The sequence below is a fragment of the Sphingomonas sp. SP5 genome, from assembly GCF_058313455.1.
Genome location: NZ_JBZFLF010000003.1, coordinates 534,869 through 552,002, shown reverse-complemented (window position 1 = coordinate 552,002; position 17,134 = coordinate 534,869). Strand labels below are relative to the sequence as shown.

The following is a 17,134-nucleotide window of genomic DNA, read 5'->3' as shown; positions in this document are numbered from 1 at the left end:
GACAAGCCGGCTTCAGATCACCGCACGGCGGTTCAGGTCGTGGCCGAAGGCGAGCAGGCCGACGCCGATCACGGTCCACAGCGTTTCCGCTCCGCCGCCGTCGTGCGGCAGGCTCATCGCGCCCGCCATGATGCCGAGGCCGAAGGCGCCCATCGACGCCGGCATCATATAGCCATGTTCCAGCACCCCGCGTCCCAGCGCGATGGCGCCGAGTCCGATGGCGATGGTCAGGCCCACTTCGTGGAAGATCGGATTGAGCAGCAACCCGCCCGCCGCCGACAGCATGGCGAGCAACACCGCACTGGCGATGCAATGCACGACGCACAGCCCCGACAGCGCGATCGCCGCGCGATCGAGCCACGCCCAGCCGAAGCGGCGTACAGGGTGAGTGGTGTGCGTCATCCGTCGCCGACATTTAGGCGAACCTGCCGGAGGTTACAACATCACATCAACGACTTTTCTTCGGCGCGACAGCGGGAATGGCCCCGCGGCCGGGGCATGCCCATACTACCAGGGCTGATCGACATTCAGGATGAGGGGCCTTCTCTATCCTCCCCCGCCAGAGCAGCCATCGCATATGGCAATGATGGCTGCCGGCTACCCGCTTCGGGTAAAGGGGCATGCCATCCCAGCATCCTTCGTCACCCCGGACTCGTTCCGGGGTCCACCGTGCAGCGCAACCAATAGCGTATGGGTGCCCGGCACGGTGGATGCCGGACCGAGTCCGGCATGACAGAGGATTAACCGGATCAGAAAGCCCATATGCGATGGCCCTGCCCCGGCGGGCGGGGGGTTGAATGTCGGTTGGTCCTCGGGCTCGACCTCTCCCCGAACGACGCAACCGGTCCCTCTGTCCTATTTGGAGAAGCCGTGAAACACGCGCCACATGGCTGATTCGGCACACCACCCCGTCCATTGCCCGCCCCTATCGGAGGACGACCGGTCTGACGCTCCGGATAGGCAAGCGCCCGCCCATCCACGGCCGCTCGACAGCGTTGCCGCGCTGCCCCGGCCGCGCGCGGCGAGGGGCATTTCGAGCGCGACGTAGTGGCAACTTCGCCAACTTCCGCGGCCGTTCGCCCCGCCAACCGGCCGGCCGACACGCCGCTGGCTCCTCCCCCGCAACAGGCGTATGACGCTCCGCATGCTTCAGCCCAGCGCCGCCTTCCTCTCCCCTGCCCGCCCGCGCCTCGTCGCACGGTGGCTGTTCGTCGTCGCCGCGCTGATCGTCGCGATGGTCGTGATCGGGGGAATCACGCGCCTCACCGAATCCGGCCTGTCGATCACCCAGTGGAAGCCGATCAGCGGCACCATCCCGCCGCTCGACGAGGCGCAATGGCAGGCCGAGTTCGCCAATTACCGGCGCATCCCCGAATATGCCGCGTTCAACCAGGGGATGACGCTCGACGGGTTCAAGCGCATCTTCTTCTGGGAATATCTGCATCGGCTGCTGGGACGGGTGATCGGCCTCGCCTTTGCGCTGCCGCTCCTCTGGTTCGCGGTCCGGCGGCGGATTCCGGCAGGCTATGGCTGGCGGCTCGTCGCGCTGCTCGCGCTCGGCGGGTTCCAGGGCGCGATCGGCTGGTGGATGGTCGCCTCCGGCCTGTCGGTGCGCACCGACGTCAGCCATGTGCGGCTCGCCGTGCACCTTTTGACCGCGCTCACCATCCTCGCCGGCATCGTCTGGACCGCGCTCGACCTGATGGCGCTGCATCGCGATCCGGCGGCGCGTCCGGCGCGGATGACCGGGGTCGGCATCGTCGGGCTGGGCCTGCTCGCCGTGCAGATCCTCTACGGCGCCTTCACCGCCGGGCTGGATGCAGGCTATGCCTTTTCCAGCTGGCCGCTGATGGGCGATGCCTTCTTCCCCGCCGGCGTGCCGATGGTCGACCCCGCCTGGCGCAACGCGGTGGACAATCCCGTGGTCGTGCAGTTCATCCACCGCTGGTGGGCCTTCGCCGCCGCGGCCGGCCTGCTCTGGCTGTCGGCACGCGCCACCAGGGCGGGATCGAAGGCCGGCTTCGTCGTCGTCACCCTGCTGACCGCGCAGATCATCCTGGGCGTCGCGACCCTGCTGTCGGGCGTGCAGATCGACGTCGCCGTCGCCCATCAGGCGAACGCCGCGCTGCTGCTGATCGCCGGCGTCTTCGCTGCCCATGCGACCGGGCGCCGCACGGCCTGATCCAGCACCGGGTATCATTTTACCCGTCAGCAAAGCCGCGGGTTTCTTGACTTCAGCCCGCCGTTCGATCACTAGCGCCATCAATCACGCCGTCCTTCGGGGCGGCGTGCATCGTTTCAAACCGAAAGGTCTGCCCCATGAAGGCGCTCATGAAGACCACCAAGTCGGCCAAGCCGCACGAGGTGGAAAAGAAGTGGCACATCGTCGACGCCACCGACCTGGTGGTCGGTCGCGCTGCGACGATCATCGCCAACGTCCTGCGCGGCAAGCACAAGACGTCGTTCACCCCGCACGTCGATTGCGGTGACAATGTCATCGTCATCAACGCCGACAAGATCCGCTTCACGTCGAACAAGGCGCAGAAGAAGGTCTATTATAAGCACACCGGCTATGCCGGCGGCATCAAGGGCGTCACCGCCGCCAAGGTGCTGGAAGGCCGCTTCCCCGAGCGCGTGCTCGAAAAGGCCGTCGAGCGCATGATCCCGCGCGGTCCGCTGGGTCGCGAGCAGATGCGCAACCTGCGCATCTTCGCCGGCACCGAGCATCCGCACGAAGCGCAGAACCCGGAAGTCCTCGATATCGCGGGCATGAACCGCAAGAACAAGGTGGGCGCGTAATGACCGACAATCGCCAGTCCCTTTCCGATCTCGGCGCGGCGCTGAACCAGCAGCGCGAAGCTGCGCAGACCGCCTCGGACGACCGCGCCGACGCCTATATGGCCGGCGAGATCAACGAGCCGGTGCAGCGTGCGCCGCTGCGTGAGCAGGAACTCGACAAGCTCGGCCGCGCCTATGCGACCGGCCGCCGCAAGGATGCCGTCGCGCGCGTCTGGCTGAAGCCGGGTTCGGGCAAGATCACGATCAACGGTCGCGATCAGGAAGTCTATTTCGCGCGTCCGACGCTGCGCCTCGTCATCAACCAGGTGTTCGGCATCACCGAGCGCGAAGGCCAGTATGACGTCGTCTGCACCGTCAAGGGCGGCGGCCTGTCGGGCCAGGCCGGCGCGGTGAAGCACGGCATCAGCCAGGCGCTGACCAAGTACGAGCCGATCCTGCGTTCGCCGGTGAAGGCCGCAGGCTTCCTCACCCGCGACAGCCGCACCGTGGAGCGCAAGAAGTACGGCCGCGCCAAGGCACGCCGCAGCTTCCAGTTCTCGAAGCGTTAAGCGCCGGGAACATCGCTGGTCGAAAGGGGCGGTCCGGCAACGGGCCGCCCTTTCTCGTCAGGCTGGTCAGACCCGCACGATGCGCGTGCCCAGCACCTCCGCCTCCTCGGGATCATGGGTGACCATCAGGATCGGCAGCCCCGCCTCGTCGCGAATGCGCAGGATCGCCGCCATGATCTCCCCCCGGCGCCCGCGATCGAGCGAGGACAGCGGCTCGTCGAGCAGCAGGAAGGCAGGATCGCTGAGCAGGGCGCGGCCGATCGCCACCCGCCGCGCCTCGCCCCCCGACAAGGAGCGCGGCCAGCGATCGAGCAGATGGCCGATGCCGAGCATCGCCACCGTCGCAGCCAACGCCGCATCGCTGCGGGCGCCATAGAGCAGATTGGCGCGCACCCGCCGATGCGGAAACAGCCGCGGGTCCTGAAAGACGTAGCCGGCACGGCGATGCTGCGGCGCGACGTTCACGCCCGCCGCCGCATCGAACAGCACCCGCCCCGCCACCGCGATCCGCCCGCGATCGGGCCGCAGCAGGCCGGCGACCATGTTGAGCACGCTCGTCTTGCCGACGCCGGAGGGGCCGAACAGCACGGTCAGCCCCGCCCCCGCCGTCAGGTCAAGCGCGACCTGCGCATCGCCCAGCCGCTTCTCCACGCACAGCTCAAAGGACATGCAGGCCCCGCCGGACCCGCCGGGTCAGCAGCTCGGACGCGATCAGCGCGACGAGGCTCAACACCACTGCAATGCCCGACAGCCGCCACACCGTTGCTTCGGCTCCCGGCTGCTGCAGCGCCGAATAAATGGCGAGCGGCAACGTCCGCGTCTCGCCCGGCACGTTGGAGACGAAGGTGATCGTCGCGCCGAACTCCCCGATCGACCGCGCGAAGCCCAGTACCGCGCCGGCCAGAACGCCTGGCAGGCTGAGCGGCAGCGTCAGTGTCACGAACACCCGCCACGGTGAGGCGCCGAGCGTGCGCGCCGCGCTCTCCAGCCGCCGGTCGACCGCCTCGATCGACAGGCGCATCGCCCGCACCATCAGCGGCAGCGCCATCACCGCCGCGGCGATGGCGGCGCCGGTCCAGCGGAACAGCACGCTAGCCCCGAACCACCGCTCCAGCCATCCGCCGATCGGACCTGCGGGCGCGAAGGCGAGCAACAGCAGCCAGCCGGTCACCACCGGCGGCACCACCAGCGGCAGATGGACGATCGCATCGACCAGCATTTTGCCCGGAAAGCGCACCCGCGCCAGCAGCCAGGCGAGCGCAAAGGCGACCGGCAGCACCGCGATCATCGCGACGCCGCCGACCTTCAGCGACAGCGCCAGGATCGCCCATTCCTCGCCCGACAGCATCAGCGCGGGGTGAACCCGTAGCGGACGAAGATCGCCTTGCCAGCCGCGCTGACGAGGAAGCGGCGGAATGCCTCGGCCTCCCGGTTGTGCGAGGCGGCGAGCCGCGCGACGGGATAGGTGATCGGCGGATGGCTGGCGGCCGGAAACACGCCGGCGATGCGCACATGGGGCGAGGCCTTGGCATCGGTGGCGTAGACGATCCCGAGTGGCGCGGCGCCGCGCTCCACCAGCGTCAGCGCGCCACGCACGCTGTCGGCGCGCACCACCTTGGGCGCCACCGCCTGCCACACGCCGAGCGCCCGCAGCGCCGCCTCGCCATAGCGTCCCGCCGGCACCGGCGCGTCGGCCATCGCGAGCGGGCCGGCGCCGAGGACCCGCGCCAGCGCGGCGGCGGGTCGCACCGGGATGCGCACCGCATTGCCCCTGGCCGCGACCACCACCAGCCGGTTGCCGAGGAACGTCACCCGCGTGGCCGGGACGATCAGGCGCTTGGCCGCCAGCGCATCCATCCAGTCCTGATCGGCCGACACGAACAGGTCGGCGTCACCCCCCGCCTCCACCTGCCGCGCCAGGGCGGAGGAAGCCGCGAACGAGATCACCGGCCGGGCATGGCCCTGCTTGGCCCAGGCATCGGCGGCGGCGCTCATCGATTCCTGCAGACTGGCGGCGGCAAGCACCAGCGGCGGCCTGCCCTGTGCCGTAACGGGCGTGGCGAGCAGCAGCAGGACGAGCAGGACAGACCGGATCATGGCGGCACCTCGGGCGGCGGAACGATATCCGGCCATATACAGCACTTGCCGCCGCCGTCATGCCATGCCGTATGATCCAACGGGATCGCGAACCGCTCGGCGCCGCCCCGTCAGGATGCCTGTACCCGGCCGGTGCGCTGCAACTTGCCCCAGCCGACCATCGGCCCGCGCATCGCCTGGGCGATCGCCTTCAGCACCACGTAATACATCACCTGGCGATAGCCGATGCGCTGCGGGATCAGCAGCCAAAGCAATCGCCATCTCTCGCGGCGCTCCAGCGCGAAGGCGATGGTCGCGGCGAGCAGGTCGATCGCGGTGAACACCACCCAGAAGGCGAGCATGACATAGACGTCGTGGCTGGTCTGCGCCCAACCGTGCGCCTGCACGTCCATATAGGTGACCGCGAAGCTGACCAGCAGCGCCAGATCGATGATCGGGCTGATCGCCGCGAGCAGGATCTGGAAGACGATCGCCTGCGGCAGGCCGATCCAGCCGAGCCCGCGCGGGCGGCTGCCGCCGATCGCGGACCGGTGCTTCCACAGGCATTGCAGCGTGCCGAACGCCCAGCGGAAGCGCTGCTTGGCGAGCGCGCGGAAGGTTTCGGGCGCCTCGGTCCAGGCGACGGCATATTGATCGTAGCGCACGTGCCAGCCGGCGCGCTGGATGGCGATGGTGAGGTCCTGGTCCTCCGCCAGCGTATCGTCCGGATAGCCGCCGACGCTGCGGATCGCCGCCAGCCGCCACGCGCCGACCGCGCCCGGCACGACGGTGATCGCATCCAGGCGGGCGAACGCGCGGCGCTCCAGGTTCTGCGCGGTGATATATTCCAGCGCCTGCCACCGGGTGACGAGGTTCACGCGGTTGCCCACCTTGGCATTGCCGGCGACGGCCCCCAGCGCCGGATCGTCGAACCAGCGGGCGAGCCGCGCGATCGTGGTCGGTTCGAACTGGGTGTCGGCGTCGAGCGCGATGACGATCTCGCCCTTCGCCAGCGCCAGGCCGGTGTTGAGCGCGCGCGCCTTGCCGCCGTTCTCCAGCGTCAGCAGGCGCACGCGCGGATCGTCGGCGAAGGCTTCGGCGACGATCGCCGAGGTCGCATCCTTCGACCCGTCGTCGATCACGATCACCTCGATCCTGACGTCGGTGGAGGCGAGGACGCCGCGCACCGCCCGCTCGATCACTCGTTCCTCGTTATAGGCGGGGATCATCACCGTGACGAACCGGTCGGGATCGATCGCGGGGAACACCGTGCGCGCTTCGCGGCGGGCCTGGATCAGCGCCAGCGCCGACAGGATCAGCGCACGCAGGATGCCGACGGTGATCGCGATGCCGAACAGCCAGTGCAGCCCGACGACGATCCCGCCGAGCGCCGAGAACAGCGCGAGATCGACCCGCGCGGCCAGCTGGTCGCTCGCGCTGATCGGCGGCATCGACTGGTTGCGCGACAGCCCGGCCAGTGTCGACACCGGCACGAAGCGATAGCCCAGGGCGCGCAACCGCTCGATGATGACCGGCAGCGCCGCCACCGTCTCGGCGCGGTTGCCGCCGCCGTCGTGCAGCAGGATGACGTTGCGGCTGCAATCGTCGGCGGAATCATCGTTGCAGGTCGGCGGCGCGCTGGTGACGCGGGCGATCGTGTCGTCGATGATCCGCTGCACGCCCGGCCGCTTCCAGTCGCCCGGATCGACGTGCAGCCCGACGGAGATGTAGCCGCGCTGCTGCGCCGTCCACACCGGGTCCATTTCGTCGGCGGTGGTCGGCTCGGCATCGCCGAAATAGGGCGGGCGGAACAGGCGCAGCGAACGCCCGGTAAACGCCTGGAACAGGCGCTGGTTGGCGTTGAGTTCGAACCGCGTTTGCGCCGGCGATGCGGTGGCGAGATTGGGATGCGTATAGGTGTGGCTGCCGATCTCATGCCCCTCCAGGATCATGCGCTGGAGGATGCCGCGGTTGGTCAGCGCGTTCTCGCCGACGATGAAGAAGGTGCCGGGCGCATGTTCGTGCTTCAGCACGTCCAGGATCTGCGGCGTCCAGGTCGGGTCCGGCCCGTCGTCGAAGGTAAGCGCCAGCAGGCCCTTGCGATAGCCGGTCCGATCGACCTCGAACGGGGTCGGCAGCCGGTCGAACTGCATGTCGCTGATCGTGCCGTCCTGCGCGGTCGTCGTCCGCCGCACGCCGCCGACCGGCGTCGCCGCGATCTTCAGGATTTCGCCCGGCCCCTCGATATCGACATTGGTGCCGGCGGGGATCGCATCGATCGCATTCGCGGCGGGCAGCGTGCGATGATCGCGGCCGAACATCGCCCAGACACCGGGATCCTCGGCGCCCAGTCGCCACAGCGCGATGCTGTTGACGCCGGCGCGGTGCAGGAACGCCATCTGGTTGTAGGCCGATGCCGCATCGAGCAGCCAGATCGTATGTTTCGCCCCATCCTCCATATAGGCGAAGCTGCTGTTGCCGCTCGCCCGGTCGAAGGTCGGCATGACGCCCGATTCGCGGGCATTCTCCCACGCTTCCTCGACGCTCAGCGACTCGCCGCCCTTGTCGTGCCAATCGTAGGCATAGGATCCGATCGCCACGACCAGCTTGGCCGCCGGAATGCCGCGGGCGGCGTTGGCGACCTGTTCGGCGAACCAGTGCTGCGAGGCGATCGGCCCCGGCGCGCCGGACGTCTCGTGCTCGTCATAGGCCATCAGGAAGATCTTGTCGGTGACGGCGGCGTAGGCGGGCAGGTTCCAGTCGGGGTTGCCGACCGGCGCGGCGATCGCGACCACCCAGCCGCGCGGTGCGAAGCGGCGCTGCGCCTCGGCGAGGAAGGTGCGGTAGTTCGCCTGCGCGCTGGCGGGCAGTTCCTCGAAGTCGAAGAAGGCGCCACCAGCGCGGTTCTGCGCCAGCCAGGGGACCAACCGATCGAGGAAGGCGGCACGCGCGCGCGGATCGGCGAGCAGGGCTGACGTGCCCGCGGCATCCCATTGTCCGTTCAGCGCATTCTGGATCATCGGCACGACCAGCGGCCGGTGCACGGCGCGATTGAGGATGGTGCGCCCTTCTGTGTCGCGGAACACGGTGATGCGGTGGTCAGGCCCGGTGACCGAGACCCAGCCCGGGATCACCCAGTCCAGTTGCTCGATGTGCCGCCGCAGGCTGGCCGCACTGGACGGATCCCATGGCGTATGGAATCCGATGGCGAGCGCCTGGTTGCCGGAGGCCGTGCCCTTGGCGCGGGCCGTGCCGAACAGCCGGTTCGCATAATAATCGATGCCGCGTTCCGCGCGCCGGATCACCCCGCGCGGTGCCGCCAGCCGATGCACCACCGGCCGTTCCACCTCCACGGGCAGCAGCGGCGCCGCCGGCACCGCGCCGATCGACACGGCAAAGGCCGCCACCGACAGGATCAGCAGCACGATGAAGGCGAGCACGCCGAGCGTGAAGCGGCGTTTGCGACGGCCGCTGGCATCATAGAAGACGGGATTGAGAGACATGGGCGACACTCCGGATCGTCGCTTTGCGGCAAGGCGGATGGCGCCGCCCCCACGGCATCATGACAAACACGTCATCTGCGCGAAGCAATGGGCGGCAGCGGGCTCAGTTCATTGCACTATTCCGGTGACGATGCCGGCCGGGGCGGCGCCTTGCGGCCGGCGGGCGCGCCATCCCTGACGATGCTGCGCGCGATCTCGCCGACCTTGGTCACACTGCGCTGGTTGCCCGATCCTTCGTAAAGCGCCTTCAGGTAGCCGCGGTCGAAGGGCGTCATCGCCGCCGGCGGCGTCGCCGCACCCGGATCGAACAGGGTCAGGATGGTGTCGCCACCCGTCGCCCCCTTCGGCCGCACGGCGGCGAGTGTCCGCATCGCGACATAGTCGGCGACCTGTTGCAGGCTCCGCCCCAACACCGCCTTGCGATCGATGAGGATGAGCGATGTCAGCATGTCGCGGCGGGTCGGCAGCACGATGCGGGACGCGATCGGCACGTTCAGCGTCGGGATATTGTTCGCCCCCAGGTACAGCCGGTCGCCGTCGCGGCTGCGGACCTCGCTGACGGTCCAGGCATGCACCGGACCGGGTTCGTTGATGACCGCCCGGATCGCGCTCAGATCCATATTGCCGAACAGGCTCGGCCGCCGCTTGAGCAACCGCTTCACTTCCGCCTGGCCGTCATCGACGAACAGCAGCAGCACGTTGACGTCGCAGCCCTCCCCGGCAAGGCGGATGCCCGCCTCCGCGGCATCGTCGGCGAGGCGCGCACCGATCGCCTGCAGCATGTCGCGCGAAAGGCCGCCGGTGCCGAAGCACACCGGATCGGTGAACCGCGCCAGCGGCTCGTCCCAGCCGGTACGCGGCGTGATCGCCCGCGCCAGCGCCCGGATCTTCGCCTCCTCCGGCAGCGGCCGCGCGGTGACGATGATCGGATCGCTCGCCTGCGCCTGCGCCTGCGCCGACGGCGGAGCGCTGGCCGGCGGAGGCGCCTCCTGCGCGAACGCCGCCGTCGGCAGCGCAAGCGTCAGAACCGCCCATATCGCGCCTCGCCCGATCCTCATGCGCGTCGTGCCCCATCGCCCCCAACGGTGTCGCCCGAGGGGTTCACCACCGCCTTATCCCAGCGGCGTTCCCGTCAGGCAATGGGGTTCGGCGTCACACCAGCAACACGCTGCTGCCACGCGTCTCTCCCGCCTCCAGCGCGCGATGCGCCTCGGCCGCATCCTCCAGCGCAAAGGTCTGGCCGATCTCCGGCCGGATCGCGCCCGAACGCAGCATCGCGAACACCCGCTCGACACCCGCCCGCCGCTCGTCGGGCGTGACGTAATAGTCGAACAGGGTCGGACGGGTGACGAACAGCGAGCCCCTGCTCGCCAGCACGCCCAGCCCGACGCCGGTCACCGGCCCACCGGCATTGCCGTAGCTGACGATCAGCCCACGGCGTGCCGTCGTCGCCAGCGTCGTCTCCCATGTCGCCTTGCCGACGCCGTCGAACACCACGTCGACGCCGCGGCCGTCGGTGATCGCCTTCACCCGTGCCGCGACATCCTCGTCGCGGTGCAGGATGACGTGGTCCGCGCCGGCGACCGTCGCGTGCGCCGCCTTGTCGCGCGTGCCGGCGGTGCCGATTACCGTGGCGCCGATCGCGTGGAGCCAGCCGACCAGCAACTGCCCGACGCCGCCCGCCGCAGCCCACACCAACACCGTCTGCCCGGCCTGCACGCGGGCGCAGCGTTCAACCAGCGCCTCGGTGGTGCAGCCCTTCAGCAGCAGCGCTGCCGCCGTCCTGTCGTCCACGTCGTCGGGCAGCGGCAGCAGTTGCGCCGCGGCAACGTTGCGCGCTGTCGCATAGGCCCCGCGCGCCGGGCCGAAGGTGCCGACCCGGTCGCCCGGCGTCAGGCCCGTCACGCCCTCGCCCACCGCCTCGACCACGCCCGCCGCCTCGCTGCCGAGCCCCGCCGGCAGGTCGACCGGATAGACGCCGCTGCGGTGATAGGTGTCGATATAGTTGAGGCCTACCGCCCGGTGGCGCATCCGCACCTCGCCCGGCCCCGGCGGCGGCAGGTCGACATCCACCCATTCGATCACCTCGGGGCCGCCGGTGCGGGTGATCCGTGCCACGCGCTCGCTCATCGCCTTGCATCTCCTTCGTGTCCGCGCATCCGAACGGCAGATACGCGTTTCGGGTTGCAACCTTTCGCGCGCCGTCGCACTCTCCCGCCCAAGCGATAGGCGCGGGAGAGCGATGCCATGAACAGCGAACATTTCTACATCGACGGCGCGTGGGTAGCGAGCGACGGCGGCCGCAGCCACCAAGTCATCGACCCGTCGACCGAACAGCCGGTGACGACGATCACGCTCGGCACGGTCGCCGACGTCGATCGCGCGGTCGCCGCCGCGCGCCGCGCCTTCGATGATTTCTCCCGCACCAGCCCCACCGAGCGCGCCGACCTGCTCGACCGCATCGTCGAAAGCTACAAGGCGCGCATCCCCGATCTCGCCCGTGCGGTCAGCCGCGAAATGGGCGCACCGGTCGGCTTCGCGCAGGCGGCACAGGCGCCGGCGGGGCTCGGCTACATCATGGGCACGCTCAAGGCCCTGCGCGAATTCGAATTCTCCGAACGCGTCGGCAAGGCCCGCGTGGTGCATGAACCGGTCGGCGTGGTGGCGATGATCACGCCATGGAACTGGCCGCTCAACCAGATCTGCGCCAAGGTCGCGCCGGCGCTCGCCGCCGGCAATACGATGGTGCTGAAGCCGTCGGAGGAGGCGCCGAGCTGCGCGATGATCCTGGCCGAGATCCTGCACGAGGCGGGCGTGCCGGCCGGCGTCTTCAACCTCGTCAACGGCGACGGCCCGACGGTCGGCGTGGCGCTGTCCAGCCATCCGCAGGTCGACATGGTGAGCTTCACCGGCTCTACCCGCGCCGGGATCGCGGTGGCGCAGGCGGCGGCCGCGACGGTGAAGCGCGTGCACCAGGAACTGGGCGGCAAGGCGCCCAATCTGGTGCTGGAGGGCGCCGACCTCGCCGCCGTGCTGCCGCCGACGTTGCAGGGCGTGCTGGCCAATTCCGGCCAGAGCTGCATCGCACCCACCCGCCTGCTGGTCCACGACACGCAGGTTGACGACGCCGCACAGGTCGCCCGCAGCATCTTCGAGGCGACGCCGGTCGGCGACCCGGCCGAACTCGGCGCCCATATCGGCCCGGTGGTCAACAAGGCGCAGTTCGACAAGATCCAGGACCTGATCCAGTCGGCGATCGATGAAGGCGCGACGCTGGTCACCGGCGGCCCGGGCCGGCCCGACGGCCGCAATGCCGGCTATTACGTGCGCCCCACCGTCTTCACCGACGTGACCCCGGACATGCGCATCGCGCGCGAGGAAACCTTCGGCCCGGTGGCGACGATCACCCGCTACGCGACCCTGGACGAAGCGGTACAGCTGGCGAATGCGACCGAATACGGTCTGTCCGCCGCGATCTCCGGCGATCCGGCAGCGGCGGCGGAGGTGGCGCCGCGGCTGCGCGCCGGCCTCGTCACCATCAACGGCTGGAGTGGGACGATCGGCACGCCGTTCGGCGGCTACAAGCAATCGGGCAATGGCCGCGAGGGCGGCAAATACGGCATCGCCGACTTTACCGAGCTGAAGACGATCGTCGGCGAACCGGGCTGATCCCCGCCTTCCGCTACCGTCCCGTGGCGAACCAGATGGTGTGGGTCGCGCCTTTGCCGTTGCTGCGGGCGCGGACGCCGACCTCGTCGACGGCGAAACCGCCTTCGCGCAGGCGGCGGGTGAAGGCGGGGTCCTTCGCCGCGGACCACACGGCGAGCACGCCGCCGGGCGCCAGCGCCGCACGGGCGGCGGCGAGGCCGCGCGCCGAATAGAGGCGGTCGTTGGCGGGCCGCACCAGCCCGTCCGGCCCGTTGTCGACATCGAGCAGGATCGCATCATACGCGCCGCGCGCGTCGGCGATCACCGCGCCGACATCGGCGAACGTCACCGCGACGCGCGGATCGTCGAGGCAACCCGCGGTCAGCGCCGCCATCGGCCCTTGCGCCCAGGCGACGATCTCCGGCACCAGTTCGGCGACGGTCACGCGCGCCTCCCGTCCCAGCTTCGCCAGTGCGGCCCGCAGGGTGAAGCCCATGCCATAGCCGCCGATCAGCAGGTGTGGCGCCTTGCGACCGCCGAGCCGCTCGATCGCCAGCGTCGCCAGCGCCTCTTCCGACCCGCTCGTCCGGCTGTTCATCAGCTCGTTGCGATCCATGACGATCATGAAATCGTCGCCGCGTCGGAACAGGCGCAGCGGCTCGCCGCCCGGCACTTCGGCGGTTCCCAACAATTCTCGCGGCGTCATCGCCCTGATCCCTCGCGCTATTCCCTCGGTCGCCAACGCCCTACAGCCACGCCTGGCCGGAAGCGAGCGACGTTCCGCATCCGTGCCGATGGCACGATTTTGGAGATTCGCGCGTTTTGCTTTATCGGGCGCGGCGGAATGGCGCGTATCCGACGTGCCACGACACACCACGACAGGATCATCATCACCCACATGCCCGCCTACAAGCCCCAGACGTTCCAGGAGCGCGCCGCCCTTTCCGCCAAGGCCAAGGAAGCCGCGCTCGAGAAACTGCGCAACAAGGCGCCGGTCGACCCCGAAATCGTCGCCGCGCGCGTCGCCGCCGCCGAGGCGAAGGAAGCCGCCCTCGCGCAGAAGCGCGCTGAAAAGCAGGCCGAGCGCGAACGCGCGATCGCCGAGAAGAAGGCCGCGGCCGAAGCCGCCGCCGCCGCTGCCGCGGAAGCCGCCGCCAAGGCGAAGCCGCGCATGCCGACCGAGGCGGAGATGAAGGCCGCGCGCGACGCCCGCTACGCTGCCCGCAAGGCGCGCGTCGGCAAGCGCTGACGTTTGCCGCTCCCCCCTCGGCGCGCGGCCGGGGGATCGGACACGAAAAAGGCCGGCTGTTTCCAGCCGGCCTTTTTGCGTCGGGAAAGGTCCGGCGCACCCGCGCCGGACCGATCGATCAGAACTTCACGGTCGCCGCAGCGCGGAAATAGCGGCCGAGGATGCCCGAGAAATAGGTGGTCGTGCCACCGCCCGCCGGCGACGGATACGGCGGATTACGGTCGAAGACGTTGTCGACGATGAAGCGCAGGCCGAACTGCTGGTTCACCTTTACGCCCACCGTCGCGTTGAACACCGTCCAGGCACCGACGCCGCTGATGTCGCGGGCATTGTCCGCCGCATCGAGATCGAACGCGCCCTTGCCGATGTAGCGCATCTGGAACAGCAGGTTGAAGGCGTCGGCATCGTAGGTCAGGTTCGCCGTGCCCGAATGGCGCGGATAGCCGATCTCGCCGGCGTCGTGGTTGATGTCGCCGGTGCCGACCTGCGTCTCCAGCTTGTCGCGGTAGAAGTAGTTACCCGACAGGCCAAGCGTGCCGCCGCCGGTGACGCCGATGTTCTCGAGCGGCAGGCGATAGGCCGCAGTGACGGTCAGGCCGGCCATCTTGTACGCGGCGGCGTTGAAATAGCCCTCGCGAATGGTGGTCAGCTGGCCATCGGCACCGCGATCGAACGATCCGCAGAACTGGTTCGGATAATCCGCCGAGTCATAGCAGGCGTTGAGGATCGACGTGCCGTCGAGTGAGGTGATCGCGTCCTTCAGCTTGATGTTCACCCAGTCGACCGCGAGCGAGAAGCCGCGGATGAACTTGGGCTGGAAGATCGCGCCGACCGTCCAGCTATCCGCCTTTTCGTTACGCAGATCGGGGTTGCCGGCGATCGTCACCGGAATGGTGAAGTTGCTGAAGTTCGAATCGAACGTCGCGGTGTTGATCCCCGCCGCCGCGCAATTCGCCGCGCGCGTCGCCGGATTGGCACCGCCGCCGACATAGCGCGAATCGCAGGGATCGTTGCCGGTGTCGAACGCACGCGACGTCGGGTTGAACACCTCGGTGATCGCGGGCGAACGGATCGAGCGGGTGAAGTTGCCGCGGAAGGTGAGATCGCGGAAGAAGCCGAGGCGACCACCCGCCGTCCAGGTGAGGTCGCCACCCGACAGCGAGTTGTCGACGTAACGGGCCGCGCCGTCGAACTCGAGCGTCTTCAGCCAAGACAGCTCGTTCTTGCTCGACACGAACGGCACCACCAGCTCGCCGAACACTTCGTCGGTGTTGAACTTGCCGGCGATCGGATCGATCGGGATCGAGCGGCCGTACTGCTGGCGGCTGCCGTCGGCCAGCGTCTCGCCATAGTAATAATCGCCCGGATCGAAGCGCGTCTTCTCCTCGCGATGCTCATAGCCCAGCGACACGTTCACGTCGTTGCCGAACAGCTGGAACACCGGGCCGTTGATGTTGGCGTTGAACACATATTGTTCGTTCACCGACCGCGGCGTCGCGATCGCGAAGATATAGTCGCGTGCCGCCTGGCTCGCCTGACCCTGGCCGAAGATGTTCAGGGGTGCGCAGGTGCTGTTGAGCGTCGGAATCGTCGCGTTGACGGCGCCGGGGCGGCAGGTGATGTTGCCCGAGGCATCGCGCACCGCATCGATCGCATTGGCGAAATTCTGCTGCACCAGCTCGTAGTTGCGGCCGGTGGTCTCCGACCGGCCATAGACGCCCGACACCTCCCACTTGAATTCGTGGCCGGCGACGCCGAGCGAACCGTCGAAACCGCCGACGAAGCGATAGGTCTCCACGGTCGCCTGCGAGCGGCCGGTGGTGAGGTCGGCGAGCGCGCGGCCGACGTAGAATTGCTGCTGGCCGGGCGCGAGGTTGGCGGCGATCGTCGCGCGGTCGGCGGCCGTCAGATACGGGTTGTTGATGTTGACCAGCAGGTTGCCGTCGGCCGTGCCGGCATCGTCGAACAGCGCGGTGTTGTAGTTGGGCTGGTCGATCAGGTTGACGCCCTTGGCATGGACATACCAGCCTTCGCCGAAGAAACGGATGTTGTCGGTGAGCTGGTAGCTCGCCTGGACGCTGCCGATATAGCGTTCAGAATTGGTCAGCAGGTTGGACTGCGCGGGCAGGTCGAACCCGTTGCCGCCGCTGCTGATATAGCCCTGGCGCAGCACCGTGCCCAGGTCGAGCGGCACCAGCGTGCCGTTCGACCCGAACTGGAGCAGCTGGCCGGCCGCATTGCGGATGCCCGAACGCGAGGCGAGGTAATCGTCGGCGCTGAACGGCACGCCGCCGATCGTGAACGCCGAATAGCGCTGCGCGGGATAGAGCAGGCGCTGGAACTGCGAATTGGCGGACGCGGGCGGCGTGCCGAAGAAGTTGCCGGCGGCGGTGATGCCGCGATCGGCGGCGGTGAGGCCGGTGACCTTGTTATACTCGCCCGAGATCGTGATGTTGCCGCGGCCATCCGCGAAGTTCTTGCCGGCCAGCAGGCTGAGGCGGTTGTCCGGTGCGTCGCCGCGGTCGGAGATGCCCGCCTGCCCTTCGAGGTTCAGACCTTCGAAGTTGCGCTTCAGGATGATGTTGACGGTGCCGGCGATCGCGTCGGACCCGTAGATCGGCGCGCCGCCGATCGCGACCGTCTCGATCCGCTCGACCAGCGTCGAGGGGATGTTGTTGAGGTCGACCTGCGTACCCGCCGAGACGGGACCGAAGATGCTGGCGGTGTTGGATGATACGAAGCGGCGGCCATTGACCAGCACCAGCGTGCGCTGCGTGCCGAGGCCGAAGAAGTCGACGAAGGTCTGCGCCGGGCCGAACGACGACTGCGCGCCGACGCCGCTGTTGCCCGGGGGGCCGAAGGCCGGCAGCTCGGTCAGCGCCTGGCCGACGTTGGTATAGCCGCGGTTCTGGATCTGCGCGGCGCCGATCACCTGCGTCGGTTGCAGCGTCTCGAATTCGGGACGGGCGATGCGCGAGCCGGTGACGACGATGTCCTGGCCGCCGGCCTGATCGCCCGCCGCTGCATCGCCGGCCGTCTGGCCGGTGCCGGTCTGGTCCTGCGCCGGGTCCTGCGCGGCGACGTCGGGTGCCTGCGTCGGCGCGGGCGTGGTGGTTTGAGCGGCAGCAGTGCTGGCCAATCCGGCGAGCACCAGAACGCTCGCACCCATCAGCGCCCGCGAGCGCAAGATACCAAGATACATAGCGATTTTCCCTGAACCTTATGATCGACTACAACGTCGTGGTTAGGTTCGCGCCTCGCACTGGGTCAACGTAGCTGCCCGATAAAAATGGGAAAGTTTCAGACTGTTG

At 68.8% G+C, this 17,134-nt stretch carries 14 protein-coding genes; 5 read left to right on the top strand and 9 right to left on the bottom strand.

Annotated elements, in window-relative coordinates; all coding sequences use genetic code 11:
- Positions 1-12: 12 nt before the first annotated feature.
- Complete coding sequence (locus AC4GY7_RS10445; RefSeq protein WP_491113565.1) at positions 13-402, bottom strand: MerC domain-containing protein; 390 nt, start codon at positions 400-402, stop codon at positions 13-15.
- Positions 403-1,144: 742 nt separating this feature from the next.
- Between AC4GY7_RS10445 and AC4GY7_RS10440 the strand changes: the two genes are divergently transcribed.
- The 3 genes from AC4GY7_RS10440 to rpsI all read left to right on the top strand — a co-directional run bounded on the left by AC4GY7_RS10440 (position 1,145) and on the right by rpsI (position 3,347).
- Positions 1,145-2,182 (top strand): COX15/CtaA family protein, encoded by a 1,038-nt coding sequence (locus AC4GY7_RS10440; RefSeq protein WP_491113563.1) that lies wholly within the window; start codon positions 1,145-1,147, stop codon positions 2,180-2,182.
- A gap of 137 nt (positions 2,183-2,319) precedes the next feature.
- Positions 2,320-2,799, top strand: coding sequence for a 50S ribosomal protein L13 (rplM, locus tag AC4GY7_RS10435; RefSeq protein WP_491113561.1), 480 nt, complete (start codon positions 2,320-2,322; stop codon positions 2,797-2,799).
- Positions 2,799-3,347 carry a 30S ribosomal protein S9 gene (gene rpsI / locus AC4GY7_RS10430; protein ID WP_491113559.1) on the top strand — a complete coding sequence of 183 codons (549 nt, stop codon included), beginning with the start codon at positions 2,799-2,801 and terminating at the stop codon, positions 3,345-3,347. Before rplM ends, rpsI begins: the two co-directional genes overlap by 1 nt.
- Positions 3,348-3,413: 66 nt before the next feature.
- Here the strand turns inward: rpsI and AC4GY7_RS10425 are convergent, their stop codons facing one another.
- The 6 genes from AC4GY7_RS10425 to AC4GY7_RS10400 all read right to left on the bottom strand — a co-directional run bounded on the left by AC4GY7_RS10425 (position 3,414) and on the right by AC4GY7_RS10400 (position 11,056).
- Entirely contained in the window at positions 3,414-4,016 is a 603-nt protein-coding gene (locus AC4GY7_RS10425; RefSeq protein WP_491113557.1) for an ATP-binding cassette domain-containing protein, read from the bottom strand.
- On the bottom strand, positions 4,006-4,695 hold the full coding sequence (gene modB, locus AC4GY7_RS10420) for a molybdate ABC transporter permease subunit (protein WP_491113555.1): 690 nt from the start codon (positions 4,693-4,695) through the stop codon (positions 4,006-4,008). Before modB ends, AC4GY7_RS10425 begins: the two co-directional genes overlap by 11 nt.
- Positions 4,695-5,444 (bottom strand): molybdate ABC transporter substrate-binding protein, encoded by a 750-nt coding sequence (modA, locus tag AC4GY7_RS10415; RefSeq protein WP_491113553.1) that lies wholly within the window; start codon positions 5,442-5,444, stop codon positions 4,695-4,697. Before modA ends, modB begins: the two co-directional genes overlap by 1 nt.
- Positions 5,445-5,554: 110 nt before the next feature.
- The gene (locus AC4GY7_RS10410; RefSeq protein ID WP_491113551.1) at positions 5,555-8,926 is read right to left on the bottom strand and encodes a glycosyltransferase; all 3,372 of its coding nucleotides are present in this window, start codon (positions 8,924-8,926) and stop codon (positions 5,555-5,557) included.
- 116 nt (positions 8,927-9,042) lie between these two features.
- Positions 9,043-9,984 carry a hypothetical protein gene (locus tag AC4GY7_RS10405; protein WP_491113549.1) on the bottom strand — a complete coding sequence of 314 codons (942 nt, stop codon included), beginning with the start codon at positions 9,982-9,984 and terminating at the stop codon, positions 9,043-9,045.
- Between the two features lie 94 nt (positions 9,985-10,078).
- Positions 10,079-11,056 carry a quinone oxidoreductase family protein gene (locus AC4GY7_RS10400; RefSeq protein ID WP_491113548.1) on the bottom strand — a complete coding sequence of 326 codons (978 nt, stop codon included), beginning with the start codon at positions 11,054-11,056 and terminating at the stop codon, positions 10,079-10,081.
- Positions 11,057-11,173: 117 nt separating this feature from the next.
- Between AC4GY7_RS10400 and AC4GY7_RS10395 the strand changes: the two genes are divergently transcribed.
- The gene (locus AC4GY7_RS10395) at positions 11,174-12,595 is read left to right on the top strand and encodes an aldehyde dehydrogenase family protein (protein ID WP_491113547.1); all 1,422 of its coding nucleotides are present in this window, start codon (positions 11,174-11,176) and stop codon (positions 12,593-12,595) included.
- A 13-nt stretch (positions 12,596-12,608) separates the two neighbouring features.
- On the opposite strand, the gene AC4GY7_RS10390 is transcribed toward AC4GY7_RS10395, so the two are convergent.
- Positions 12,609-13,280, bottom strand: a complete 672-nt coding sequence (locus AC4GY7_RS10390; RefSeq protein ID WP_491113545.1) for a polyamine aminopropyltransferase — start codon at positions 13,278-13,280, stop codon at positions 12,609-12,611.
- A 99-nt stretch (positions 13,281-13,379) separates the two neighbouring features.
- Here AC4GY7_RS10390 and AC4GY7_RS10385 point away from each other — a divergent pair, with 99 nt between their 5' ends.
- On the top strand, positions 13,380-13,823 hold the full coding sequence (locus AC4GY7_RS10385; protein ID WP_491113543.1) for a DUF6481 family protein: 444 nt from the start codon (positions 13,380-13,382) through the stop codon (positions 13,821-13,823).
- Between the two features lie 118 nt (positions 13,824-13,941).
- Here the strand turns inward: AC4GY7_RS10385 and AC4GY7_RS10380 are convergent, their stop codons facing one another.
- The gene (locus AC4GY7_RS10380; RefSeq protein ID WP_491113541.1) at positions 13,942-17,025 is read right to left on the bottom strand and encodes a TonB-dependent receptor domain-containing protein; all 3,084 of its coding nucleotides are present in this window, start codon (positions 17,023-17,025) and stop codon (positions 13,942-13,944) included.
- Between the last annotated feature and the right edge of the window lie 109 nt (positions 17,026-17,134).

What these genes read in the sequence shown, in the direction of transcription:
- AC4GY7_RS10410 (WP_491113551.1), bottom strand. Translation starts at nt 8,926, where the DNA reads ATGTCTCTCAATCCCGTCTTCTATGATGCCAGCGGCCGTCGCAAACGC.
- AC4GY7_RS10390 (WP_491113545.1), bottom strand. Translation starts at nt 13,280, where the DNA reads ATGACGCCGCGAGAATTGTTGGGAACCGCCGAAGTGCCGGGCGGCGAG.
- AC4GY7_RS10380 (WP_491113541.1), bottom strand. Translation starts at nt 17,025, where the DNA reads ATGTATCTTGGTATCTTGCGCTCGCGGGCGCTGATGGGTGCGAGCGTT.
- rpsI (WP_491113559.1), top strand. Translation starts at nt 2,799, where the DNA reads ATGACCGACAATCGCCAGTCCCTTTCCGATCTCGGCGCGGCGCTGAAC.
- AC4GY7_RS10440 (WP_491113563.1), top strand. Translation starts at nt 1,145, where the DNA reads ATGCTTCAGCCCAGCGCCGCCTTCCTCTCCCCTGCCCGCCCGCGCCTC.
- AC4GY7_RS10395 (WP_491113547.1), top strand. Translation starts at nt 11,174, where the DNA reads ATGAACAGCGAACATTTCTACATCGACGGCGCGTGGGTAGCGAGCGAC.
- AC4GY7_RS10445 (WP_491113565.1), bottom strand. Translation starts at nt 402, where the DNA reads ATGACGCACACCACTCACCCTGTACGCCGCTTCGGCTGGGCGTGGCTC.
- AC4GY7_RS10405 (WP_491113549.1), bottom strand. Translation starts at nt 9,984, where the DNA reads ATGAGGATCGGGCGAGGCGCGATATGGGCGGTTCTGACGCTTGCGCTG.
- rplM (WP_491113561.1), top strand. Translation starts at nt 2,320, where the DNA reads ATGAAGGCGCTCATGAAGACCACCAAGTCGGCCAAGCCGCACGAGGTG.
- AC4GY7_RS10400 (WP_491113548.1), bottom strand. Translation starts at nt 11,056, where the DNA reads ATGAGCGAGCGCGTGGCACGGATCACCCGCACCGGCGGCCCCGAGGTG.
- modA (WP_491113553.1), bottom strand. Translation starts at nt 5,444, where the DNA reads ATGATCCGGTCTGTCCTGCTCGTCCTGCTGCTGCTCGCCACGCCCGTT.
- AC4GY7_RS10425 (WP_491113557.1), bottom strand. Translation starts at nt 4,016, where the DNA reads ATGTCCTTTGAGCTGTGCGTGGAGAAGCGGCTGGGCGATGCGCAGGTC.
- modB (WP_491113555.1), bottom strand. Translation starts at nt 4,695, where the DNA reads ATGCTGTCGGGCGAGGAATGGGCGATCCTGGCGCTGTCGCTGAAGGTC.